20 protein-coding genes are annotated in these 24,434 nt (G+C 72.5%); all 20 read right to left on the bottom strand.

The features are described from left to right. Positions 1-2: 2 nt before the first annotated feature. Positions 3-3,164 carry an isoleucine--tRNA ligase gene (ileS, locus tag G6039_RS23065; RefSeq protein WP_006933421.1) on the bottom strand — a complete coding sequence of 1,054 codons (3,162 nt, stop codon included), beginning with the start codon at positions 3,162-3,164 and terminating at the stop codon, positions 3-5. A 289-nt stretch (positions 3,165-3,453) separates the two neighbouring features. After that, positions 3,454-3,675, bottom strand: a complete 222-nt coding sequence (locus tag G6039_RS23060) for a hypothetical protein (protein WP_006933419.1) — start codon at positions 3,673-3,675, stop codon at positions 3,454-3,456. A 43-nt stretch (positions 3,676-3,718) separates the two neighbouring features. Beyond that, positions 3,719-4,573 carry a DivIVA-like cell division protein Wag31 gene (gene wag31, locus G6039_RS23055; protein ID WP_043801962.1) on the bottom strand — a complete coding sequence of 285 codons (855 nt, stop codon included), beginning with the start codon at positions 4,571-4,573 and terminating at the stop codon, positions 3,719-3,721. Positions 4,574-4,721: 148 nt separating this feature from the next. Further along, a complete protein-coding gene (locus G6039_RS23050) occupies positions 4,722-5,012 on the bottom strand; it encodes a YggT family protein (protein WP_003938221.1) in 291 nt (96 codons plus the stop codon). Positions 5,013-5,126: 114 nt separating this feature from the next. Then, positions 5,127-5,795, bottom strand: coding sequence for a cell division protein SepF (locus tag G6039_RS23045; protein WP_006933414.1), 669 nt, complete (start codon positions 5,793-5,795; stop codon positions 5,127-5,129). A gap of 31 nt (positions 5,796-5,826) precedes the next feature. Continuing rightward, a complete protein-coding gene (locus G6039_RS23040; RefSeq protein ID WP_043801958.1) occupies positions 5,827-6,564 on the bottom strand; it encodes a YggS family pyridoxal phosphate-dependent enzyme in 738 nt (245 codons plus the stop codon). Next, entirely contained in the window at positions 6,561-7,316 is a 756-nt protein-coding gene (pgeF, locus tag G6039_RS23035; protein WP_006933412.1) for a peptidoglycan editing factor PgeF, read from the bottom strand. The genes G6039_RS23040 and pgeF overlap by 4 nt, the downstream gene beginning before the upstream one ends. Next, positions 7,313-8,509, bottom strand: coding sequence for a cell division protein FtsZ (ftsZ, locus tag G6039_RS23030; RefSeq protein ID WP_006933411.1), 1,197 nt, complete (start codon positions 8,507-8,509; stop codon positions 7,313-7,315). The genes pgeF and ftsZ overlap by 4 nt, the downstream gene beginning before the upstream one ends. A 202-nt stretch (positions 8,510-8,711) precedes the next feature. Continuing rightward, positions 8,712-9,446, bottom strand: a complete 735-nt coding sequence (locus tag G6039_RS23025) for a cell division protein FtsQ/DivIB (RefSeq protein ID WP_006933410.1) — start codon at positions 9,444-9,446, stop codon at positions 8,712-8,714. Then, complete coding sequence (gene murC, locus G6039_RS23020) at positions 9,443-10,936, bottom strand: UDP-N-acetylmuramate--L-alanine ligase (RefSeq protein ID WP_206531274.1); 1,494 nt, start codon at positions 10,934-10,936, stop codon at positions 9,443-9,445. Before murC ends, G6039_RS23025 begins: the two co-directional genes overlap by 4 nt. A gap of 35 nt (positions 10,937-10,971) precedes the next feature. Beyond that, the gene (murG, locus tag G6039_RS23015; protein ID WP_006933407.1) at positions 10,972-12,126 is read right to left on the bottom strand and encodes an undecaprenyldiphospho-muramoylpentapeptide beta-N-acetylglucosaminyltransferase; all 1,155 of its coding nucleotides are present in this window, start codon (positions 12,124-12,126) and stop codon (positions 10,972-10,974) included. Then, the gene (gene ftsW, locus G6039_RS23010) at positions 12,123-13,631 is read right to left on the bottom strand and encodes a putative lipid II flippase FtsW (RefSeq protein ID WP_006933403.1); all 1,509 of its coding nucleotides are present in this window, start codon (positions 13,629-13,631) and stop codon (positions 12,123-12,125) included. The genes murG and ftsW overlap by 4 nt, the downstream gene beginning before the upstream one ends. After that, entirely contained in the window at positions 13,628-15,133 is a 1,506-nt protein-coding gene (murD, locus tag G6039_RS23005; protein ID WP_029544179.1) for a UDP-N-acetylmuramoyl-L-alanine--D-glutamate ligase, read from the bottom strand. The genes ftsW and murD overlap by 4 nt, the downstream gene beginning before the upstream one ends. 4 nt (positions 15,134-15,137) lie before the next feature. Further along, a complete protein-coding gene (gene mraY, locus G6039_RS23000) occupies positions 15,138-16,220 on the bottom strand; it encodes a phospho-N-acetylmuramoyl-pentapeptide-transferase (RefSeq protein ID WP_003934158.1) in 1,083 nt (360 codons plus the stop codon). Then, a complete protein-coding gene (locus tag G6039_RS22995; protein ID WP_029544181.1) occupies positions 16,217-17,743 on the bottom strand; it encodes a UDP-N-acetylmuramoyl-tripeptide--D-alanyl-D-alanine ligase in 1,527 nt (508 codons plus the stop codon). The genes mraY and G6039_RS22995 overlap by 4 nt, the downstream gene beginning before the upstream one ends. Then, positions 17,740-19,383: a UDP-N-acetylmuramoyl-L-alanyl-D-glutamate--2,6-diaminopimelate ligase gene (locus G6039_RS22990; RefSeq protein ID WP_196813359.1), complete on the bottom strand. Its 1,644-nt coding sequence runs from the start codon at positions 19,381-19,383 to the stop codon at positions 17,740-17,742. Before G6039_RS22990 ends, G6039_RS22995 begins: the two co-directional genes overlap by 4 nt. Before the next feature lie 176 nt (positions 19,384-19,559). Next, complete coding sequence (locus G6039_RS22985) at positions 19,560-21,518, bottom strand: peptidoglycan D,D-transpeptidase FtsI family protein (protein ID WP_373867513.1); 1,959 nt, start codon at positions 21,516-21,518, stop codon at positions 19,560-19,562. Next, entirely contained in the window at positions 21,470-22,195 is a 726-nt protein-coding gene (ftsL, locus tag G6039_RS22980; RefSeq protein WP_377446551.1) for a cell division protein FtsL, read from the bottom strand. The genes G6039_RS22985 and ftsL overlap by 49 nt, the downstream gene beginning before the upstream one ends. Positions 22,196-22,360: 165 nt before the next feature. Next, the gene (rsmH, locus tag G6039_RS22975; protein WP_006933391.1) at positions 22,361-23,371 is read right to left on the bottom strand and encodes a 16S rRNA (cytosine(1402)-N(4))-methyltransferase RsmH; all 1,011 of its coding nucleotides are present in this window, start codon (positions 23,369-23,371) and stop codon (positions 22,361-22,363) included. A gap of 256 nt (positions 23,372-23,627) precedes the next feature. Beyond that, on the bottom strand, positions 23,628-24,059 hold the full coding sequence (mraZ, locus tag G6039_RS22970; protein ID WP_010594381.1) for a division/cell wall cluster transcriptional repressor MraZ: 432 nt from the start codon (positions 24,057-24,059) through the stop codon (positions 23,628-23,630). Positions 24,060-24,434: the final 375 nt, after the last annotated feature.

The raw sequence follows: 24,434 nt of genomic DNA, 5'->3' as shown, positions 1-24,434 counted from the left end.
GCTCATGCCTTGACGATGGCCGCGCGCACCCCTTCACCGAGGTCGAGCGCCCCGTCCCCGGCGGGCGCGAGTTCGAAGCTGGTGGCGAGCACCTCCGAGGCGATGAGCTCGCGGTGCCGCAGTGCCCAGTCGGCGCGGTCGGCCGGCACCTCGAACACGACGGAGATGCGGTCCGAGACGTCCAGGCCCAGGTTGCGGCGCGCGTCCTGCAGCTCGCGGATCCGGTCCTTCGCCCAGCCCTCGGCCTCGAGCTCCTCGGTGACCGTGGAGTCCAGCACCACCAGGCCGGCGCCGCCGGGCAGCGCGGCCGTCGACTCCGGCTCCGCCGCGACCAGGCGGGTGGTGTACTCCTCCGGCAGCAGCGCGATACCGGCGGCCGTGACGGTGCCGTCGGCCGCCTCGGACCAGTCCCCGGCCTTGACGGCCCTGATCACCGTCTGCACGTCCTTGCCGAGGCGCGGTCCCGCGGCCCGGGCGTTGACGACCAGCTCGAAGCGGCCGTGCGCATCGACGTCCTCGGTCAGCTCGACCGACTTGACGTTGACCTCGTCCTGGACGAGCTCGGCGAACGGCTGCAGCCGGTGCGCCTCGGGGGCGGCGACGGTGACCTGCGGGAGCGGCAGCCGCACGCGCAGCTTCTGGGCCTTGCGCAGCGACAGCACCGTCGAGCACACCGAGCGGACCTCGTCCATCGACTCGACCAGGGCCGGGTCGGCCGGCAGGTCCCCGGCGGCCGGCCAGTCCGCCAGATGCACGGAGCGGCCGCCGGTCAGGCCGCGCCAGATCACCTCGGTGACCAGCGGCAGCATGGGGGCGGCGAGGCGGCTGACGACCTCGAGCACCGTGTGCAGGGTGTCGATCGCGTCGGCGTCCTCGTCCCAGAACCGGCTGCGGGAGCGGCGCACGTACCAGTTGGTGAGGGCGTCGCTGAAGGTACGCAGCTCGTCGCATGCTCCGGCGATGTCGACCACCTCGAGCGCGTCGGTGATGGCGTCGCGGGTGGCGGCGAGCTTGGCCAGGATGTACCGGTCGAGCACGTGCGGCGAGTCGGTGCGCCACGTGCCGGGCTTGGACGCGTACAGCTGCAGGAAGCTCCACGCGTTCCACAGCGGCAGCAGCGCCTGCCGGACGCCCTCGCGGATGCCCTGCTCGGTGACGACGAGGTTGCCGCCGCGCAGGATGGGCGAGGACATCAGGAACCAGCGCATGGCGTCGGAGCCGTCGCGGGCGAACACCTCGTTGACGTCGGGGTAGTTGCCCTTGGACTTGCTCATCTTCAGCCCGTCGTCGCCCAGCACGATGCCGTGGGCCGCGACGGTCTTGAACGCGGGGCGGTCGAACAGCGCGGTGGCGAGCACGTGCAGGGTGTAGAACCAGCCGCGGGTCTGACCGTTGTACTCGACGATGAAGTCGCCGGGATAGTGCGAGTCGAACCATTCGGTGTTCTCGAACGGATAGTGCACCTGGGCGAACGGCATCGACCCCGACTCGAACCAGCAGTCGAGCACCTCGGGGACGCGGCGCATCGTCGACTTCCCGGTCGGGTCGTCCGGGTTGGGGCGGGTCAGCTCGTCGATCATCGGCCGGTGCAGGTCGCTCGGCCGCACCCCGAAGTCGCGTTCGAGCTCGTCGAGGGAGCCGTACACGTCGACGCGCGGGTAGGCCGGATCGTCCGAGACCCACACGGGGATGGGGCTGCCCCAGTAGCGGTTCCGGCTGATGTTCCAGTCGCGGGCACCCTCGAGCCACTTGCCGAACTGGCCGTCGCGGATGTGCTCGGGCACCCAGGTGATCTGCTGGTTCAGCTCCACCATGCGGTCCCGGAACCGGGTCACGGCGACGAACCACGACGGGACCGCCATGTAGATCAGCGGCCGGCCGGACCGCCACGAGTGCGGGTAGGAGTGCTCGATCGTCTCGTGCCGCAACAGTTTTCCGGCGGCCTTGAGGTCCTTGATGATCACCGGGTTGGCGTCGAAGACCTGCAGACCCTCGTAGGGCGGAACGAGGGCGGTGAACTTTCCGCCCGGATCGAGCGGCTGCACCAGCTCGATGCCGTTGCGCTGGCAGTACTCCATGTCCTCTTCACCGAAGGCCGGTGCCAGGTGGACGATTCCGGTGCCGGAGTCGGTGGTGACGTAGTCGGCCGCGATGATCCGGTGGGCGTTCTCCCGGCCCACGAAGAAGTCGAACGGCGGCTCGTAGGCCAGGCCGACGAGGTCCGCGCCGGTGTACCGGCCCAGCACCTCGGGTTCGTCGCCGAACTCGCGGGCGTAGTGACCGAGTCGGTCCTCCGCGAGCACATACGTCCTCGCGTCGTCACCCTCGCCCACGCGGACGGCGACGTAGGTGATGTCGGGGTGCACCGCGATCGCGAGGTTGGACGGCAGCGTCCACGGCGTGGTGGTCCAGATCAGGGCGTTGGCGCCGTCGAGTTCGCTGCCCGGTGCGCGCACCACCATGTCGACGGTGACGGCCGGGTCCTGACGCATCTTGTAGGCGTCGTCGAGCCGGGTCTCCTGGTTCGACAGCGGGGTCTGCTCGTACCACGAGTACGGCAGGACCCGGAAGCCCTGGTAGATCAGGCCCTTGTCGTAGAGCTGCTTGAAGGCCCACATGACCGACTCCATGAAGTCGAGGTCCAGGGTCTTGTAGTCGTTGTCGAAGTCCACCCAGCGGGCCTGCCGGGTGACGTAGTCGCGCCACTCCCCGGTGTACCGCAGCACCGACGTCTTGCAGTAGGCGTTGAACTCGGCCAGCCCCATCGTGTCGATCTCGGACTTGTCCTTGATCCCGAGCTGCTTCTCCGCCTCGAGCTCGGCGGGCAGGCCGTGACAGTCCCAGCCGAAGCGCCGTTCGACCTTCTTGCCGCGCATCGTCTGGAAGCGCGGGATGAGGTCCTTGACGTAGCCGGTGAGCAGGTGCCCGTAGTGGGGCAGGCCGTTCGCGAAGGGCGGGCCGTCGTAGAAGACGAACTCGTCGGCGCCGTCGCGATTCGCGACCGAGGCGCGGAAGGTGTCGTCCTTCGCCCACCCGTCGAGGACCTTCACCTCGAGCTCGGGGAAGTCGATGCCCGAGTCCTTGGCGACCCCGTAGTCGACGCGCGGGTATCCGCCGGTCGGTGCGTCGGGGGCCTGCGGGCGGTCGGGGGTGCTCTTCGTCACAGCGTGACTCCTCGTGCCTAGACGTGTCCGGCACGGGGACGATCGCCGCGCCCTGTGCGCCGGCAACCGCGGTACCACCCCGCTTGCACCGTCCCTCCGGGCTCTGCCGGCCGGACGGGCCTCTCGTTCGGGCTGTGACGGGCCCACCCGTTCGGTTCTACTGAGTCGTGCCGGTCGGCACGGCCGTTCTTCCGAAGGCTCCCCGGTGATGGCCGGATCGACGCCGTCCCCGGCGGCTGCCGGGGGAAAGCACTGCAAACTGTTCTCGGACTATTCTATGCCGCCGCGCTCACTCGCTCGGATCGCGTCCCTCGCGGCGCCGTCTCGGCTCGGATCCCGTCGTCGTCGGGGGCGCGGTCCGCTTGCCACTCAATGCGCTGATCAGCAACAGGACCGCGCCCACCACACACACGACGATGCAACCCCAGGCCCACAGCACGGACCCCGTCATGAGGGCCACGACGAGCATGCCGAAGCCGACGGCTGCAAGGGCGAGAGTCACCACCAGCACGGCGCACCCTCATCGGAACCCGACCATCGGACCGCCGCCTCGATCAGCTGTTGCCCTTGGCGAAGGACGTGGAACCGAACGAGGAGTTCGACTGATTGAACGCCTCCTGGCCACCGTCGACCGGCACGGCGGAACCGCGCTGTTCGAGCTCCTCGAGCTGAGATTCGAGGTAGGACTTCAGGCGCACCCGGTACTCGCGCTCGAAGGTCTTGAGCTGCTCGATGCGGCCCTCGAGCACCGAGCGCTGCTGGTTGATCGTCGCCATGATCTCGGTGTGCTTCTTCTCGGCGTCCGCCTGCAGCGCGTCGGCCTTCTCCTTGGCCTGGCGCAGCTGCGTCTCGGAGCGGGTGCGGGCGTCGGCGAGCATCGCCTCGGACTTCTGCCGCGCGTCGGCGATCATCGCCTCGCTGCGGGTGCGCGCATCGGAGATGAGCTGCTCGGAATTGGTGCGGGCGTTGCGCAGCAGCTCCTCGGCCTCGGCCTTGGCGTCGCCGGTGAGGCGGTCCGCCATCTCCTGGGCCAGGCCCAGGACCTTGGCGGCCTGCATGCTCGCGTCTCCGGAGGCCGGTGCGGCCGCAACCGGTGCGGGGGCCGGTGCGGGCGCCGGCGCCGGAGCGGGTTCCGGCGGCTTCGGCGCCTCGACGACGCGAGCGGGCTCCGGTTTGGCCGGCTGGGCCGGTGCCGCCGCGCCGGGTCGGGCACCCTTCTTGGCCTCGGCGAGCTCCTGGTCGAGCTCGGCCACCCGCTGCCGCAGGTCGGCGTTCTCCTCGATCAGGTGGGTCAGTTCCTGCTCGACGAGATCCAGGAACGCGTCGACCTCGTCCTCGTTGTAGCCACGCTTTCCGATCGGCGGCTTGCTGAACGCGACATTGTGCACATCAGCTGGGGTCAGCGGCATGGAAGGATCCCTTCACGCGTCGTGTGAGCGGTCAAGCAAGCATTCAGTTATATCCACAGTGCGTCACGCGTATCAAACTCACTGTAACTGGCACCCCATTCTGGCACAGGGCGGCTTTCGCGCGGATCGTCCGAGCAGGTGTCGGCCCTCAGAGCGTCCCACCTCGGGGAATGAACGCCATCAGGAAGTAGACGATGAACAGCAGCACCATGATGGACAGATCCAGTCGCACTCCCCCGAGATTCAGCGGAGGAATGAGCCGGCGCAACAGTTTCACCGGCGGATCGGTGACCGTGAAGATTGCTTCGAGAACGACGACGACGAATCCCGTCGGCTTCCAGTCCCGCGCGAACGTCCGGATGAACTCGACAATGATCCGGCCGATCAGCAGCAGCCAGAAAATGAACAGCAGGAACCAGAGCACCTCGAATACGGCCACCCGCCCACTCTGCCCGACGACGGCGGATCGAGCCAAACCGAAACGCCCGGCGTCCGGTGTTGTACACCGGGCACCGGGCGTCGACCGTGCCGGAACCGCCGCTGCGGGTTCAGGTCACTGCTGGTTGTAGAACCCCGTCTCCGCGATCCGGCGGCGCTCCTCGGCGGAGACGTCGATGTCCGCCGGGGAGAGCAGGAACACCTTGGTGGCGACCTTGTCGAACGAGCCGCGCAGCGCGAAGGCCAGCCCGGCGGCGAAGTCGACGAGCCGTTTGGCGTCGGCGTTGCTCATCTCCACCAAATCCATGATCACCGGGGTGCCGTCGCGGAACCGCTCGCCGATGGTGCGGGCCTCGCCGTAGTCCCGGGGACGCAGCGTGGTGATCTTCGACAACGGGCCTCCCTCGTCGAACAGTGCGCCGCGACGGGCCTCGGACCGTTCGAGCCGGCCCTCGGAGCCGAGCGACGACCGCGCGGCGGCGCGGGCCGGCGGCGGGGTCGGGCGCGGTGCGCGGGCCGTGATCGGCTCCACGCGGGCCGCCCGCACGGGGGGCTCGTAGCGATCGAAGCCGTCCGGCTCGAAGTCGCGGCCGGCGTCCTCCCGGCGCGCCGCCTTGTACTCGTCGCGGTGCGACGGGCCGTAACCACCGCCGGCGTACGGCGGCTCGTCGTACTCCCGGTCGCGCTCACGGCGGGCGCTCGCGGGGTCGTCGAGGTAGTCGTCCTCGTATTCCTCGAGCGGCACCATCCCGAAGTACGCCTTGAACTTGTGGAGTGAGCTCATGGATCAACCTTCCTCGCGCGGCGGTCGACACTCAGGCTAACGGCCGCGAGCCCAACACCGCGGTTCCGACACGCACGCATGTCGAACCCCATCGCACCGCCGCCTCGAGGTCGCCGGACATGCCGGCCGACAGTTCGGTGGCCTCGGGATGATCTGAGCGCAGCCCGCTGTGGAGACCGGCGAGCCGTTCGAATGCGGCGTCCGGGTCCCATCCCAGTGGCGGCACCGCCATCAGGCCCCGCAACTCGAGTCCGCCGGCGGCGGCGACCTCGTCCGCGAGTGCGGGCAGGTCCGCGGCGCTCACCCCGCCCCGCTGCGGATCGTCGTCGAGGCTGACCTGCAGCAGCACCCGTACGGGCGTCTCGCGGTCGCCGGACTCCTGCGCGGCCTGCGCACCGGCGTCCAGTGCGTGCGCCAACCGGACGCTGTCGACCGAGTGCACGGTGTGGGCCCAGCGGGCGACGGCACGCGCCTTGTTGCGCTGCAGCCGGCCGATCATGTGCCATGCGACAGCGGGATCGGTTGTACGCGAACGGAATTCGGCAACCTTCGCGGCGGCCTCCTGTTCGCGGGATTCGCCGAAGGCCCGGCACCCGAGTCCGTAGAGGATCTCCACGTCGGAGACCGGGAAGAACTTCGTCACCGGCAGCAGGGCGATCTCCGCCGGGTCGCGGCCGGCGGCCCGGGCCGCGGCGTCGAGCCGCTCGCGTGCCCGCCGCAGCCCGTCCGCGATCTCGGCGCGCCGCGCGCCGGGATCCGCTGCGCTCACCGGCCACCTCCGGCACCGGTGGCCGATACGGCCTCGAGCCAGATCACCGCCGCCAACCGTCCGGTCGGCGCCTGACGGCGATGACTGAACAACGTCGGATCCTCGATGGTGCACCGGGGATCCTCCGCGACCGCCACGACGCCGTGCGCGCGCAGTTGCCGGCGCAGCCCCGCGCGCAGGTCCAGCCCGGGCGTGCCCCGAACGGTGCGGGTGGCGCTGCCGGGCAGGTGCGCCTCCACGTCGGCCTGCATCGAGGCGGGCACCTCGTACCGGCGTCCGCTCGCGGCGGGCCCGAGGAACGCGCCGATGCGCTCGCGGTGCGCACCGAGCTCGACCATCGTGTCCAGGACGCGGGGAACGATGCCCACGCGGGCGCCGATCCGGCCCGCGTGCACCGCGGCGATCACGCCCGCCTCCTCGTCCGAGAGCAGCACCGGCACACAGTCCGCGCTCAGGGTGACGAGCGCGAGGCCGGGCTCGCGCGTGACCAGGGCGTCGGTCGCGGGCACCGGGCCGTCGACCGGGCCGTCCACGACGGTGACGTTGCGGCTGTGGATCTGCTCCATCCACACCAGCCGCTCGTAGGGCTGCCCGATCGCCGCGGCGAGGCGGCGACGGTTCGCCTCGACCGCCGCCGGGTCGTCACCCACGTGGTCACCGAGATTGAACGAGTCGTAGGGCGGGGCGGAGACGCCGCCGGCGCGGGTGGTGACGACCCGCCGCGCCCGGAGAGCCGACTGTGCCACCGTCACCGGCGCATGAAGATCGGCACGTCGACGTCGTCGTCGCCGTCCTCGTCGACCTCCACCGGCCGTGCCGGCTGCGCAGACCCGATCGGCGGCAGCGAACTGCCCGCGACGGGCTGCTGCTCACGCGCCGGCATCTCCTCGGCCCGCTCCCGCTCCGGGCGGCCGACGTCGCCGGCACGTCCCGCGCCGATGGTGCCGCCGCGCGTTGCGGTGGTCGGCGGGGCCGATTCCACGGGACGCCGCGCCGGGGTGCCGCCGTCGAACCCGGCCGCGATGACGGTGACGCGCACCTCGTCGCCCAGGGAGTCGTCGATGACGGTGCCGAAGATGATGTTCGCGTCGATGTGGGCGGCCTCCTGCACCAGCGAAGCCGCCTCGTTGATCTCGAACAGGCCGAGGTCGGAGCCGCCGGCGATGGACAGCAGCACGCCGCGCGCGCCTTCCATCGACGCCTCGAGCAGCGGCGAGTTGATCGCCGCCTCGGCGGCCTTGATGGCCCGGCCCTCCCCGCGGGAGGAACCGATGCCCATCAGCGCGCTGCCGGCGCCGGACATCACGCCCTTGACGTCGGCGAAGTCGACGTTGATCAGGCCGGGGGTGGTGATGAGGTCGGTGATGCCCTGGACACCGTTGAGCAGCACCTCGTCGGCGGAGCGGAACGCGTCCATGAGGCTGACGGCGGCGTCGCCGAGCTGCAGCAGCCGGTCGTTGGGGATGACGATGAGGGTGTCGCAGGACTCGCGCAGGGTCTGGATGCCCGTGTCGGCCTGGCCGCCGCGGCGCTTGCCCTCGAACGAGAACGGCCGCGTGACGACGCCGACGGTCAGCGCACCGAGCTTGCGGGCGATGCTCGCGACCACGGGCGCGCCGCCGGTGCCGGTCCCGCCGCCCTCGCCGGCGGTGACGAAGACCATGTCGGCGCCCTTGAGCACCTCTTCGATCTCGTCCTTGTGGTCCTCGGCGGCCTTGCGGCCGACCTCGGGATCCGCGCCGGCGCCGAGCCCCCGGGTGAGTTCACGGCCCACGTCGAGCTTGACGTCGGCGTCGGACATGAGCAGGGCCTGGGCGTCGGTGTTCACCGCGATGAACTCGACTCCCTTGAGTCCCTGTTCGATCATGCGGTTGACCGCGTTCACGCCGCCACCGCCGATACCGACGACCTTGATTACGGCGAGGTAGTTGTGCGGGGGCGTCATGGGCTCTCGCCTTCCTGAGAAATCGGTCACGCTTCGATCATCATCGGGTGAGGTACGGACAAACCCTCAACCACAGGTCGATGGTTATGTCAAGTATCTCGACTGCTGCGAAACGCTATGGCACGGTGGCGGCGATCCGCCAGCAGGCGCGCCGACGGCGGTCACGATTTTCGTCGCCGTGCCTCGATCGCCGTCCGCGCCGTCATCGCACCGTCGGCAGGTCGGGGCCCGCCACGTCGTAGGTCCGGCCGGGCTGGGTGAGCAGCGGCAGCACCACCTGCGCCTTGCGCTCCGAGCGTTCCACCCCACCCCACACCACGATCCGGCCGTCGTGCAGCGTGAGCGAGACCTCCGACGCCGACGGAGCGGCCACCTCGCCCACCTGGACGCGCAGCTCGGGCGGCAGCGCCTCGAGCACCTCGATCGCCGCGGCCGTCGCCGGATCGCCGGGACCGGGGCCGGGGGTGACGAGGCGCGGGGTCAGCATGGGCGGCGGCTCGACCGCGAAGTCCACCCCGTCCGCGTCGAGCGAGTGGGTGCCGTCCGGCGCGTCGACGAAGAACACCGCCTCCCGCTCGGTCACCGTGACCCGCACGGTGGACGGGTACACGCGCTGTACCCGCACCGACGCGGCCCGCGGCAACGTGGCGACCCGCTGCGCCGCCGCCGCGGTGTCGACCTGCAGCAGCGGCGTGCCCTCCGCCAGCTCGAGGCGGGCCAGCACCTCGTCCTGCGGGATCGCCGTCGCGCCGACGACCTCCACGTTGCGCACCGACAGCAGCGGGGACAGCCAGGCGGCCGCGATCAGTCCGAGCACGGCCGCCACCACCGCCGCGCCGATCAGCACGGTCCGCACCCGCACGGACCGGCCCGACGGCCGTCGCGCGGGCCGCGCCGCCCGGCGGGGCCGGGTGCGGGTGGCGGAGGCGGGCGTCACGACCCGACCGGCCCCGGTCCGGCAGGAGCCCCCGGCCGCAGCCGGCCCGGCTTGCTGCGCAATGCGTCGAGGATCTGGCGCCCGAGCATGGTCACGTCGCCGGCGCCCATGGTGATCACGACGTCGCCGGGACGGCTCAGCCGCGCGACCTGCCGCGGCACGAGGGACAGATCCGGCTGGTAGTGCACGGGCTTGGACACCGATCGCGCGACGAGGGCTCCGCTCACGCCCGGCCGGGGCTCCTCCCGCGCACCGTAGACGTCCAGCACCACGACCTCGTCGGCGAGGTCGAGGGCCGCACCGAACTCGGTGGCGAAGGTCTCGGTGCGCGAGTACAGGTGCGGCTGGAAGACGACGATCACGCGGGGTCGTTCGGTGCCGGTCTCGGTGTAGCGGACCGGTTCGCCGGCGACCAGTTCCGCGGCCGCGGCGAGGACGGCGCGGACCTCGGTGGGATGGTGGGCGTAGTCGTCGAACACCCGCACGCCGTGCTCGCGGCCGCTGTACTGGAATCGCCGGTGCACGCCCCCGAAGCCGGCCAGGCCCTCGACGGCCTCCTCGACCTGGGCGCCCGCCTCGAGGGAGGCGAGCAGTGCGGCGAGCGCGTTGAGGGCCATGTGCCGGCCGGGGACGGACAACCGCACCGTGCGCGGCGCCGCCTCGTCGGCGAGGTGGAACTCGGCGACTCCCCCGACGTCCTTGGCCTCCCAGTTGAGCAGCCGCACGCCGACCGGCACGCCGTCCACCTCGGCGCGGTCGCCCACCACTGCCGCCGTGCCGTATCCGGTGATCCGCAGGTCGTCGGCGCGACGGGCCGTCGCCCGCCGCGCCAGGGCGGCCGAGCCGGGGTCGTCGAGGCACGCCACGAGCAGCCCGCCGGGGGCGATGCGGTCGACGAACTCGTCGAACACCCGCACGTATGCCTCTTCCGTGCCGAAGAAGTCGAGGTGGTCCGCCTCGATGTTGGTCACGATCACCACGTCGGGGTCGTACTGCAGCAGCGAGCCGTCGCTCTCGTCGGCCTCGGCGACGAACACGTCGCCGCTGCCGTGGTGCGCGTTGGTGCCGGACTCGTTGAGCTCGCCGCCCACCGCGAAGGACGGGTCGAAGCCGCAGTGCTGCAGCGTCACCACCAGCATCGACGTCGTCGACGTCTTGCCGTGCGTGCCGGCGACCAGGAAGGTGCGGTGCCCGCGCATCAGGGCCGCCAGCACCGCCGGGCGCAGCAGGACGGGAACGCCGCGTTCCCGGGCGGCGACCAGCTCGGGGTTGTCCTGGGGGATCGCGGCGTGCGTCGTCACCACGGCGGTGGGGCCGCCCTCGAGCAGATCCAGCGCGCTCGCGTCGTGTCCGATGCGCACCGAGGCCCCCCGCGCGCGCAACGCCAGCACGCCGCGGCTCTCCTTGGCGTCCGATCCGGAGACCTTCCCGCCGCGAGCGAGCAGGATCCGGGCGATGCCGGACATCCCGGCCCCGCCGATACCCACCATGTGCACCCGCTCGAGCTGCGGGGGCAGCTGCTCGCTCACCGATCACTCCTGTTCGCTTCCACGCCTGCGACGTCCAGCACGATCCGCGCCACCTCGGCGGCGGCGCTGCGGTGGCCCGCCCCTGCCGCACGCCGTCCCATCTCGGTCAGGCGGGCTGCGTCGCGCAGCAGGGGGATCACCGCATCGGCCACGAACGCCGGCGTCAGTTCCTCGTCCGCCACGATCATTCCACCTCCCGCCGCCACCACCGGCCGGGCATTGAGTTCCTGCTCCCCGTTGCCGTGCGGCAGCGGCACGTACACCGCCGGCAGGCCGACCGCGGACACCTCGGCGACGGTCATCGCCCCGGAGCGGCAGATCACCGCGTCGGCGGCGGAGTACGCCAGGTCCATCCGGGTCAGGTAGGGCACGGCGACGTAGGGATACCGGTCGTGCTCGGGACGTGCGGGCACGTCGAGGGTGTTCTTCGGGCCGTGGGCGTGCAGCACGGCGATGCCCGCCGCGGCGAGCGGACCGGCGGCTCCCGAGACGGCCTCGTTGAGCGAACGGGCGCCCTGCGAGCCACCGAACACCAGCAGCACCGGCCCCTCCGGGGGGAGCCCGAAGTGCGCCCGCGCCTGCGCCCGCAGCGCCGCCCGGTCCAGCCCGGTGATCGACGACCGGACCGGGATGCCGACGATTTCGGCGTCGCCGCGGCGCACGATCCCCGAACCCGGGACGGCGGCCAGGACACGCTCGGCGCGCAGGGCCCCGATCTTGTTGGCGATACCGGCGCGGGCATTGGCCTCGTGCACGACGACGGGGATGCGGCGCCGGCGGCGCAGCGGTCCGGCACCGGCGGCCAGGTAGGCGGGCAGCGCCACGTAGCCCCCGAATCCGACGACGACGTCGGCGTGGGTGTGGTCGAGCACCTCGCGGGTCCGGCGGACCGAGGCGAGGACCCGCGCCGGCAGCTTGGCCAGGTCGGCGGTGAGCTTGCGGGGCAGCGGCACCGGCGGGATCAGTTCGAGTGGATACCCGCGCTGCGGCACGAGGGTGGTCTCGAGCCCCCGCTCGGTGCCCAGCGCGGTGATCGTCGCCGTCGGCACCAGCCGGCGGATCGCGTCGGCGACCGCGAGGGCCGGCTCGATGTGCCCGGCGGTGCCACCCCCGGCCACCACCACGGACAGGGCAGACTGCTCGCCGCTCACCTACGGTTTCCTCGCTCTCCGGTTCGTCCGTCTCTGCTGTTCGTCGTCGTGCCCGCGCGGCGCCGCGGCTGCCGTGGGGGTTGGTCCCGCGGGGCGGCGGGCTGCGCCGCGCGGCCCTGACCGCGGGCGCGTTCCTGCGGCGTGCGGCCCCGTGGGGTCTGCCGCTCCCGGGTCGCCGTGCCGCCGCCCCGGTCGGCGGTGCCGGCCCGGCGTGCCTCGATCCGGCCGGGGTCGGCACGCCGGGAGGCGTCGAGCCGCACGGGTTCACCGCGCGACGGCGTGTACTGCTCCGGCTTGGGCAGCCGCAGCAGCCGCCCGAAGCGGCCGTCCTGCCCGGCGTGCAGGGCGGCGACGGCCTCGGGTTCGTGCCGCGCCGCGTTGGCGATCAGGCCGAACATCAGCAGCGTCGTCGCGGTGGAGGTGCCGCCGGCCGAGACGAGCGGAAGCTGCAGGCCGGTGACGGGCAGCAACCCGACGACATAGCCGATGTTGATGAAGGCCTGCCCGATGATCCAGGTGGTGGCGGTGGCGGTGAGCAGCCGCAGGAACGGATCCACCGATCGCAGCGAGATCCGCAGGCCGGCGTAGGCGAACAGACCGAACAGGCCGATCACCGCCAGGCCGCCGAGGAAGCCGAGCTCCTCGCCGATGATGGCGAAGATGAAGTCGTTGTGTGCGTTGGGCAGGTAGCTCCACTTGGCGCGGCTCTGCCCGAGCCCACGGCCCCAGAACCCGCCGTCGGCCAGGGAGAACTTCGCCTGACGGGCCTGATAGCCGATGCCTTGCGGGTCCGCGCCGGGGTTGAAGAAGGCCCGCACCCGCGCGGACCGGTACCCGGCGGTCAGCGCGAGGAGCACCGCCAGGCCGGCGGCGGTACCGACGATCGTCAGGAACACCCGCAGCCGCAGACCCGCGAACCAGAGCAGCGCGAGGACGATGATGGCGAGCGAGACGGTGGTGCCCAGGTCGGGCTGGAGGATGATCAGCAGGGTCACCACCAGGGTCGCCGGGACCAGCGGAACCATCATCTCGCGGGCGCTGGAGCGGTCGCCGCGGCGCGACGCCAGCAGGTGCGCGCCCCACACGGCGATGGCGATCTTGGCCAGCTCCGACGGCTGCAGCGACACGCCGGCGATGACGAACCACCCCCGGGTGCCCTGGGACAGCGTGCCGATGCCGGGGATGAGCACCAGCACCAGCAGCACGACGGTGACCGCGAACGCCGGGAACGAGAACCGGCGCAGCACCCGCACCGGAACGATCAGGGCGAAATAGAAGATGACCAGGCCGAGAGCGGCGAAGATCGCCTGCGAGGTGAACAGGCCGTAGGCCGAGCCGTTGGTGGCGACGGCCTCGACGCTCGACGACGACAGGACCATCACCAGGCCCAGCACGGTGAGCAGCACCGCGATCGTGACGATCAGGTGGAACGAGGCCAGCGGCCGGGCCAGCCACAGCCCGACCCGGTTCCGCGCCGTCCCGTCGGCGGGCTGTGGGGCGTTCACTGCCCCGTCCCGCCCCCGCGCAGCTCCTCGACCGCGGCGGCGAACGCGCGACCACGCTGCGCGTAGTCGGCGAACATGTCCAGCGACGCGGCGGCCGGCGCCAGCAGCACGGTGTCGCCCGCCGTCGCCAGCGACGCCGCCTCACGCACCGCGACCCGCATGGCCGCGGGTCCGTCCGCCCCCGGCAGCGCCACCCGGCGCGCCGCAGCCGGGGCCGTCCTCGGTTCGCTCGTGCTCATCTGCCCATCGTCGCGCGTGTCGAGGAGGACCATGGGGACCTCGGGGGCGTGTCGCGCCAGCGCGTCGGCGATGCGGTCGGCGTCGCGGCCGAGCAGCACCACCCCGGCGAGGCGGGGTGCGACCTCCGCCACCAGGTCGTCGACGTGGGCGCCCTTGAGCAGGCCCCCGGCCACCCACACCACCCGGTCGTGGGCGAGCAGCGACGTGCGGGCCGCGTGCGGATTGGTGGCCTTCGAATCGTCGACGTACTCCACGCCGCCGACGGTGCCGACCGGGGCGGCGCGGTGCGGACCGACCCGGTGCCGGCGCAGACCGTCGTGCACCGCGGAGGCGGGGACGTCGATCGCGCGGGCCAGCGCGGCGGCGGCGAGCGCATCCGACAGGCCGGCCGGCCCGGCAGGGGTCACGTCGACGACCGAGGCGAGCACCGCCGAGTCGGCGAAGGCCCGGTCGACCAGAACGTCGCCACTGATGCCGAGCTCACCGGGCTGCGGGTAGCCGAGCGTGAAGCCGACGGTGACGACGGCACGGGACCGGTCGCGCAGGCCCCCGGCGATCGGATCGTCGAGGCCGAGCACCCCCACGGTGCCGGACAGCGCCCGTGCCTTGGCGTCGATGTAGCCCGCCATCCCGCCGTGCCAGTCCAGGTGGTCCTCGGCGATGTTGAGGATCACGCCGGCCTCGGGCCGCACGGACGGCGCCCAGTGCAGCTGGAACGACGACAGTTCCACGGCGAGGACGTCGGCGCGGGGGTCCGCGCGGCGCAGCGCGTCGAGGACCGGCAGGCCGATGTTGCCGCACGCCACGGACGCGAGCCCGGCGGCCTCGAGGATCGACTGCAGCATCGTCGTCGTCGTGGTCTTGCCGTTGGTGCCGGTGACGACGAGCCAGCGCCGCGGCGGGCCGTAGATCTCGGCGCGGTCGATGCGCCAGGACAGCTCGATGTCGCCCCAGATCGGCACGGCGGCGCCGGCGGCGTGCGAGAGCAGCGGCGCGTCGGGCGCGAAGCCGGGGCTCGTCACGACCAGCGCATACTCGTGCAGCGACGACGCGTCCGCGACGAGGTCGTCGAGATCGACGGTGTCGGCGCCGAGCTCACGGCAGCGCGCGAGGGCCTGCGGGTCGCGGTCGGTGACGGTCACCGTCGCGCCGAGGTCGCTGAGGGGGGCGAGGGTGGCACGACCGGACATCCCGCCGCCGGCGACGAGCACGCGGGCGCCGCGGAGCCGGTCCAGGTCTTGGCGGCGCAGTTCGTCTGTCACGGTGTCAGTCCCCGATCGCCGCTAGGTATTCGCTGTAGAACAGGGCCATGCCGATGGCCGACGCGATGGCGGCGAGCAACCAGAACCGGATGATCACCGTCGTCTCCGCCCAGCCGCCGAGCTCGAAGTGGTGATGGAACGGCGCCATCCGGAACACGCGACGCCGGCTGGACCGGAACACCGCCACCTGGATGACGACGGACGCCGCCTCGGCGACGAACAGGGCGCCGATGACCACCATGAGCAGCTCGGTGCGCGTGGTGACGGACAGGCCCGCGAGCATGCCGCCGAGGGCGAGCGAGCCGGTGTCGCCCATGAAGATCTTCGCGGGGGCGGCGTTCCACCACAGGAAGCCGATGCACGCGGCGGCGCCGGCGGCGCACAGCAGCGCCAGGTCGAGCGGGTCCCGCACGTCGTAGCAGCCCTTGCCGGGGTCGGCGACGCACGAGTTGCGGTACTGCCAGAACGTGATGATCACGTAGGCGCCGAGCACGAGGCTCATCGACCCGGCGGCGAGCCCGTCGAGGCCGTCGGTGAGGTTGACCGCGTTGGACCACGCGCTGACGAGCAGGTACACGAAGAGGATGAACACCACCGCGCCCATCGAGACGGTGGCGATGTCGCGCACGTAGGACAGGTGGGTGCTGCCCGGGGTGAGTCCGTCGCCGTTGCGGAACTGCAGGGCGAGGATGCCGAACGCGACCGCGGCGACGAGCTGGCCGACCAGTTTGGCGGTCTTGTTCAGGCCCAGATTGCGCTGCTTGCGGATCTTGATGAAGTCGTCGAGGAAGCCGACGCCGCCGAGGGCGGTGGTCAGGCCCAGCACGAGCAGACCCGAGGCCGACGGTCCCTCCGCCCCCTCGTAGGCCAGGCCGATCGCGTGCGCACCGAAGTAGCCGGCCCACAGGCCGGCGAGGATCGCGACGCCGCCCATGGTCGGTGTGCCGCGCTTGGACTGGTGGCTCTGCGGTCCTTCGACGCGGATCTCCTGACCGAATCCCTGCCGCGAGAATGCCTTGATCAGCACCGGCGTCAGCAGGATCGACACCGCCAGTGCGATTCCCGCGGCGAAGAGGATCTGTCTCACCGTGCGGCCTCCGTTTCCGTTCCTGCCGTACCCGCCGTTCCTGCGAGGATCGCCTCCGCCACCGTCCACAACCGGACGGACTGCGAGGCCTTGACCAGTACCAGGTCGCCGGGCCGCAGCTCGCGCTCGAGGAGCTCGATCGCGGCGGCGGCGTCGGGGACGTGGCTCGCCTCGTCGCCCCAGGATCCTTCCATCACCGCACCCTGGTAGAGACCGCGGACCGGGCGGGTCGCGCCGACCGCGACGATGCGGGTGACGTCCAGGCGCACCGCGAGCCGGCCGATGGCGTCGTGCTCGACGACGGACTCGTCACCGAGTTCGCCCATCTCCCCCAGCACCGCCCAGGTCCGGCGCGGGCTGTCGCCGGCGCGGGCCATGGTCACCAGCGCCTTGAGCGCCGCCCGCATCGAGTCCGGGTTGGCGTTGTACGCGTCGTCGACGACGGTGACGCCGTCGGCACGGGTGCGCACGTCCATACGGTGCGCCGACACCGCGCCGGCACCGCCGAGCGCGGTCGCGACCTGCTCGGGCGTGGCGCCGCACTCGAGCGCGACGGCCGCGGCCGCCAGGGCGTTGCCGATGTGGTGCTCGCCGTGCACCGCGAGGGTGACCGTGGTGCGGCGCTCGGTGCCGTCGTCGCGCACGACGAGGGTGAACGTGGGACGGGCGTGCTCGTCGAGGTGGACGTCGGTGGCCCGGACCTGCGCGGCCGGGTCGCTGCCGACGAGCACCACGCGGGCGCGGGTGCGCGGTGCCATCGCGGCGACCAGGGGGTCGTCCGCGTTGAGGATCGCCACGCCGCCCTCCTCGGCGGCCGGCAGGGCCTCGACGAGCTCCCCCTTCGTCCGGGCGATGACCTCCTGGGAACCGAATTCCCCCAGGTGGGCGGTGCCGACGTTGAGCACCACCCCGATGCGGGGCGGCGCGACGGTGGCGAGGGCGGCGATGTGCCCGGGTCCGCGGGCCGACATCTCCAGCACCAGGAATCGGGTGTCGGTGGTGGCGCGCAGCGCCGTCCACGGATGCCCGAGCTCGTTGTTGAAGGAGCCGGGAGGGGCGACGACCGGGCCGAGCGGCGCGAGCACCGCGGCAAGCAGGTCCTTCGTGGAGGTCTTGCCCGCGGATCCGGTGACGCCGACGACGGTCAGCCCGGCGGCGGTGAGCTCGTCGACCACGGCGCGGGCGAGGGCACCCAGCGCGGCGAGGACGGCGGCACCCGAGCCGTCGGGGTCGTGTTCGAAGGCCAGCGAGTTGGTCTCGACCGGCGGCACCGGCGGCACCACGACGGCGGGCACACCCACCGGTCGGGCGGCGAGCACCGCGGCGGCGCCGGCGGCGATGGCGTCGGCGGCGTGGTCGTGCCCGTCGGAGCGGGCCCCCGGCAGCGCCAGGAACAGCCCGCGCGGGGTGACCTTGCGGGAGTCGAACTCGACGGTGCCCGTCACCTCGATGGCCGGGTCGTCGACGTCGTGCAGTGTCCCACCGACCACCTCCGCGATGCGGGCGAGTGTCATCGGGATCATTCGGTGCCTCCGTACTGCTCGCTACCTGCGCCGGCGAACCGGTCGATGGCCGCGGCGAGCACTTCGCGGTCGTCGAAGGGGTGCTTGACCCCGTGGATCTCCTGGCCGGTCTCGTGGCCCTTGCCTGCCACGAGGACGATGTCGCCCGGGCGTGCCCAGCGCACGGCCGCCTCGACGGCGGCGGCCCGGTCACCGATCTCGCGGATCTCCCCCCGCTGCTGTTCGGGGACGGCGCGGGCACCGGCGAGCAGCGCGGCGCGGATGACCGCCGGATCCTCGGTGCGGGGGTTGTCGTCGGTGACGACGAGCAGGTCCGCCCCACGGGCTCCGACGTCGCCCATGAGCGGACGCTTGCCGTGGTCGCGGTCGCCGCCCGCACCGACGACGACGGCGAGCCGGCCGCCGGCCGCCCGTCCGCGCAACGTCGCGATAACGGCCTCGAGCGCAGCCGGCTTGTGCGCATAGTCGACGACGGCGAGGAAACCCTGCCCGCGGTCGACCCGCTCCACCCGTCCGGGTACGTCGACGTCGGCGATGCCGGCGGCCGCGGCGTCGACGTCGACCCCGACCGCCGCGCACACCGCGACGGCGAGGGCGGCGTTGGCGACGTTGTAGTGGCCGGGCAGGCGCACCGCGACGCGCCGTGCGGTGCCGTCGGGCCCGGCGAGGGTGAACACCTGGGAGCCGGACGGCTCGGTGCGGACCGCCGTCGCCGTCCAGTCGGCGGTTCCGGTGGTGGCGACGGTGCGCACCGCCTCGGGCTCCGCAGGGTGGGCGGCCCGGGCGATCCCGGCCATCCGCACGCCCCACTCGTCGTCGATGCACACGACGGCACGGCGGGCCCGCACGGGCGAGTCCGCCGCGAACAGCCGGGCCTTCGCCCCGAAGTAGTCGTCGAGGTCGCGATGGAAGTCGAGGTGGTCCTGGGACAGGTTCGTGAAGGCACCGACCGCGAAGCGGACCCCGGCGACCCGCCCCAGGGACAGGGCGTGGCTCGAGACCTCCATCACCACGGTGTCGATGCCCTGCTCGCGCATGGCCGCGAACAGGGCGTGCAGCTGCGGGGCCTCGGGGGTGGTGAGCGCGCTGGGGACCCGCCGGCCCGCGAGGCGGGTCTCGATGGTGCCGACCAGGCCCGTGACCCGCCCGGCGGCGGCGAGCCCCGCCTCGACCAGATAGGCGCTGGTGGTCTTGCCGGAGGTGCCGGTGATGCCGACGACCTGCATGTGCTGCGACGGGTCGCCGTAGATGGCGGCGGAGACGACGCCGAGGACCGACCGCGGATCGGGATGGACCAGCACCGGCACGGGGCGGGTGACGACGGCGGCGAGGTGCTCGCATCCGGCGGCGTCGGTGAGGACGGCGACAGCACCCCGTTCCAGGGCCTCCGCGGCGTATTCGGCGCCGTGCGCGCGGGCGCCCGGGAGTGCGGCGAACAGGTCGCCGGGCTGCACACCCTGGGCCCGCAGGTCGACGCCGGTCACGGACACCGGGATGCCCGCGGCGGAGGTCGTGGCGCCCGGTGCGACGGTGCCGACGGTGGCGCCCACGGCGGCAGCGAGGTCGCGGAGCTGCGTCACCGGTGGATGCTCGGGTCTCAGGCCGCCTCCCGGCGGGGACGGGTCCGGACTCGACGGCACAGGCACCAGGCTCCTCTCGCTCCGCGGCAGTGTCTCCTGCCGTTCCTCTACTCCCGCGGCCGCGCTGTTCCCGAGCACCGGGGCTCGACCGCGGTGTCACGGTACCGACGTGTCAGGTTACCGACGGGCGGCGGTGCCACCGACACGTGCTCGGCGATCGACCGCACCCGCGCGGCTCAGTCCACCTGCAGGATCAGCTTGCTGCCCGGGTCCGCCGACAGCGGCACGCCCTCGCGCTGCAGCAACCACGAGGCGATCGTGTGGAACAGCGGTGCGGCGGACTGCCCGCCGCTGCCGTCGGCGCTGCGGGTGGGCGCGTCGAGCATGATGCCGATCACGTAGCGGGGGCGGTCGGCGGGCGCGATCCCCGCGAAGGTGATCCAGTAGTTCGAGTTCGAGTAGCACTTGCATGCGGGGTCGACCTGCTGGGCGGTGCCGGTCTTGCCGGAGACCTGGTAGCCCTCGATCGCCGCCGGGGTGCCGGTGCCGCGCTGGTTCCCGGTGTCGTCCTGCACCACGGCGCGGAACATGTCGCGCACGGTGGCGGCGGTCTGCGGGCTGACCACCCGCACCGGGTCCGGCCGGGGTGTCTCGGTGCGGGTGCCGTCGGGTGCGACGACCGCCCGGACGACGCGCGGCGGGATTCGCTCGCCGTCGTTGGCGATGGCCTGGTAGATCCCTGCCATCTGGAGCAGCGTCATCGACAGGCCCTGCCCGATCGGCAGGTTGGCGAAGGTGCCGCCGGACCACTGCTCGCGGCTCGGCACGCTGCCGGCGGACTCGCCCGGCAGGCCCACGTCGGTGCGCTGCCCGAGGCCGAACAGGCCGAGCATCTGCGCGAACCGGTCCTCACCGACCCGTTCCGCGAGCATCAGGGTCCCCACGTTGGAGGACTTCCCGAACACACCGGTGGCGGTGTAGGGCACGACGCCGTGGTCCCACGCGTCCTTGACGGTGACGCCGGCCATGCGGATCGTGCCGGGCACCTGCAGCACCTCGTCGGGGGTGGTGAGGCCGTCCTCGATCGCGGCGGCCGCGGTGACGATCTTGTTCACCGACCCCGGCTCGAAGGGGGTGCTGACGGCGGGATTCCCGAGTTCGGCGTCCTTCGGGTTGTTGCCGACCCCGATCGACGGGTCGAACGTGCCGTCGTTGGCCATGGCGACGACCTCGCCGGTCCGGGCGTCGAGCACGACGGCGGACGCGTTCTTCGCCCCGGACAGGTCCTTGGCGCGCTGCACCTGCTGCTGCACGTAGTACTGGACGTCGGAGTCGATGGTCAGTTCCACCGCGGAACCGTCGACGGCAGGTTGCTGATCGCGCCAGCTGCCGGGGATCACCGCGCCGTCGGAGCCCCGATCGTACGTCGAGGAGCCGTCGGTGCCGGCGAGCACGGAGTCCATGGAATCTTCGAGACCGAGGAGGCCGTGCCCGTCCCAGCCCGTCGCGCCGACGAGGTTGGCGGCGAGCGAGCCGCCGGGATACAGCCGGATGTCCTGACGCTCGAGACCGACCTTGTCGTACTCGTCGACGAGCGAGGTCGCCACGGCCGGATCGACGCCGCGCGCCAGATAGACGAAGGTCTCGTCGCTGCGCAGCTTGTCGAGGATCTCGTCCTCGGGGGCGGCCGCGCCGAGCGCCTCGTGGATCGCCTTCGCGAGACCCTCCAGATACGCGTCGGTCTCCGGCTGCGTCGGGTCCGCGGCGCGCGCCTCGTCCAGCTCTCGCCGGACGCGGACGGGCTGGAAGGTGAGCGCCTTCGCCTCCATCGTGTAGGCCAGCGGACTGCCGTTCCGGTCGGCGATGGTGCCGCGGGTGGCGGGCTCGACGAGCCGCGTCGTGCGCTGGCTGGCCGACTCGGCGGTCAGCTGCGGCGCCTGGACGACCTGAACCCACAGCAGTTGCACGGCCGCGACCCCGAGGGCCAGGAACATGACTGCGCGCCCGTACCGGTAGCGGAACCGGAACCCGGTGGTGTCCGCTCCGCCGGAGGCCTTGCGCGGGCGGGTGCGCCGGGCGGGCGCCGGCCGGCGGGAAGGAGCAGGGCGGCCGCGGACCGGCCGGGAAGACGGTGGGGTCCCTCGCCTCACCGGCGCCCGTCCTCGGCGTGCGTCGCAGGGGTCACGGGCACCAATTGTTCCGGCTGACCGGGCGCGGCCCCGGCATTGCCGGGCGACGGCGTGGCGTCCGGGGATGCCGGGGCAGGCTCCCCGGCCGGTACCGCCGCAGTAGCCCCGGCCGGCACCGCCGCAGTACCCCCGGGCGGCACCGCCGCAGTACCCCCGGGCGGCACCGCCGCCGCAGCCCCGGGCGGCACCGCCGCCGCAGCGGACGGCGCGGCGCCCGGGGTCGTCGCGGTGGGGGCCTCACCCGCGGCGCCGGCCGACGGCGCGGCGGCCCGGTCGGTGCCGGCGGACGGGGTCAGCGGCCGCGGGTTCTCGCTCCCCGCGCTACCCGCGAGCGGCGGAAGCTGGGCCCGGGTCCGGTCATCGGCCGCCGGGGGGTTCAGCGGCGCGGCCGGTGCCCCCTCGGCGGGGGCCGGGGTTCCCACCACGCGCACACCGCCGTCGTCGCCGACGACCAGGCGCGCGACCTCGCCGGTGGGGATCATGCCGAGCTTTGCAGCCTGCATCGCCAGCACCGGCGCCGAGTTGCCGGTTTCGACGTCGCGCTGCAGCACGGCGCGCTCCTGGATCAGGCGCTGGTTGTAGTCGCGTGCGGCGCTGAGCTGGTAGGAGTCCTCCGCGGCGCGCGTGGTCAGCAGCAGGGTTACGGCCATGCCGATGCCGAGGAGACCGATAATGGTGGCCACGAACGGAATTCGCGCCGCCACACTACCGCCGCGGCGAGCCGGTGCGGGAGTCGCCGTGTCCGGGGTCAGGTGCGCCGTGCGACGGCTGCGCCGCTGATACGCCCGCTGCGCAGCCGTGGATCGAGCCGGACGGCGAGCAGGTGCTGCCACCTGTACGGTCATCGGTTACCTCCTGGCGATTCGTTCCGCGGCACGCAGGCGCACGGGCGCCGAACGCGGATTGGCCTCGATCTCCTGCTCCGTCGCCCGTTCCGCCCCGCGGGTGAGCATCCGCAATTCGGGCCCGGTACCCGGAAGTTCCACCGGGAGCCCCTCCGGGCTCTTCGACTTCGTCAGCGGGGTGAGAATCTGCTTGACCACGCGGTCCTCGAGGGACTGGTACGACATGAACACCACCCGTCCCCCGACGGCGAGAGCGTCCAGGGCGTCCGGGATCGCGGCGCGCAGCGAGTCGAGTTCCCCGTTGACCTCGACCCGCAGCGCCTGGAACGTGCGCTTGGCGGGATGGCCGCCGGTGCGGCGGGACGCGGCCGGAATCGCCCGGTACAGCAGCTCCACCAGCTCCCCGCTCGTGCGCAGCGGCGTCTTCGCCCGCTGCCGCACGATCTCCGAGGCGATCTTCCCGGCGAACCGCTCCTCCCCGTAGGTGCTGAGTATGCGGGCGAGGTCGCCGTGGCTGTAGGTGTTGAGCACGTCGGCCGCGGTGACGCCCGTGGTGGGGTCCATGCGCATGTCCAGGGGTGCGTCGCGGGAGTAGGCGAAGCCGCGCTCGGCCTCGTCGAGCTGCATCGAGGACACGCCGAGGTCGAACAGGATCGCATGCACGGAGCCGACCCGATCCAGCCCGCACGAGGCGAGGGCGTCGGCGATGCCGTCGTAGCGGGTGTGCACGAACTGCGTGCGGTCGGCGAACGGCGCGAGCCGCCGGCGGGCGACGGCGAGGGCCTCGGGGTCGCGATCGAGCCCGATCAGGCGCACACCCGGATAGGTCCGCAGGAAGTGCTCGGAGTGTCCGCCGAGACCGAGGGTGGCGTCCACATAGATCGCGCCCGGGCCGGCGGCATCGATGGCGGGGCCGAGCAGTTCGTCGGCGCGGCCGAGCAGGACGGGGATGTGACCGAAGCTCTCCGGACTCCCGGCCTCCGGAACTGCCGCCGCGTCCTGACCCTCCGCCATTCTTCCTCCGGTTGTCCTGCTCGGTTCGTGGGCGATCGGATCGTGGCTTCGGTCGGGGGGTTCGCAGTCACGCCTCCGGATACGACCGCGGCGAATGCATCGAGGTCTCTGTCCGAACTGGAAACCTGGCGTTGGGGAAGTACGTCAGGGTTCCGTTTCACGAACCTGGCACTGGGGAAGTGTGTCAGGGTCGCTGTCGGGCAGAGGCCTCGCGGCACTCGCCGCGGTGGCACTGCGGTCGCTGCTGCGGTTCCGGTCACAGAATGTCGTGCAGGGCCTCGTCTCTCGCTTCCGAAAACTCTTCCTCGTGCTCGGCGAGGTATTGCTCCCACGCCGCCGCGTCCCAGATCTCCAGGTGTTTTACGGCACCGATCACGACGCAGTCCTTCGTGAGCCCCGCGTACTTGCGGTGGGCGGCGGACAGGGTGATCCGGCCCTGCGCATCGGGACGCTGCTCGTCGGTTCCCGCCGCCAGGCTCCGGAGGAACGCCCGGGCCTGCGGATTGCTCCGCGAGGCCGCGGCGGCGCGCTCGGCCAGGGCGGCGAACTCGTCGCGCGGAAAGACGGAAAGGCTGTGGTCCTGACCCTTCGTGATCATCAACCCTCCCGCCAGTTCGTCTCGGTACTTCGCGGGCAGCGTGAGCCGCCCCTTGTCGTCCAGCTTGGGTGTGTGGGTACCGAGGAACACTCGACACCCCCCGCCACGCCCCGGCCGGACCCTGCCTACTACCCGACGGAGGAACCCCTCCGCCGCGACCCACACTACCCCACTTTCCCCCACGTTCAACCGCTTACGCGCCCGCGCGCGGCGCCGTTTTTCGACTGTGCGCAGTTCACGGCGGGTGGGGCGGAGTGGGCGACGACGCACGGCGCGGGCAGCGTCGCGACGCGCGGACCGAGACGCGGGCGCGGGACAGCGAACCCGGACGCGGGAAACACGCTGGTCGGCTCCGTCGCCTCCGCTGCGCGCCGGTCCCGGGAAGCGGCGACGACACCGACCCGGGCTCGGCCGGGCAGCAGAAGCCATGAACCGCGCCGGCGGCGAGGCCGCGGCCACCGTGTT

The sequence above is a fragment of the Rhodococcus aetherivorans genome (assembly GCF_011058165.1).
Classification (GTDB): domain Bacteria; phylum Actinomycetota; class Actinomycetes; order Mycobacteriales; family Mycobacteriaceae; genus Rhodococcus; species Rhodococcus aetherivorans.
Note: the sequence above shows the minus strand (reverse complement) of the source record. Positions and strands in the feature narration are given on the sequence as shown.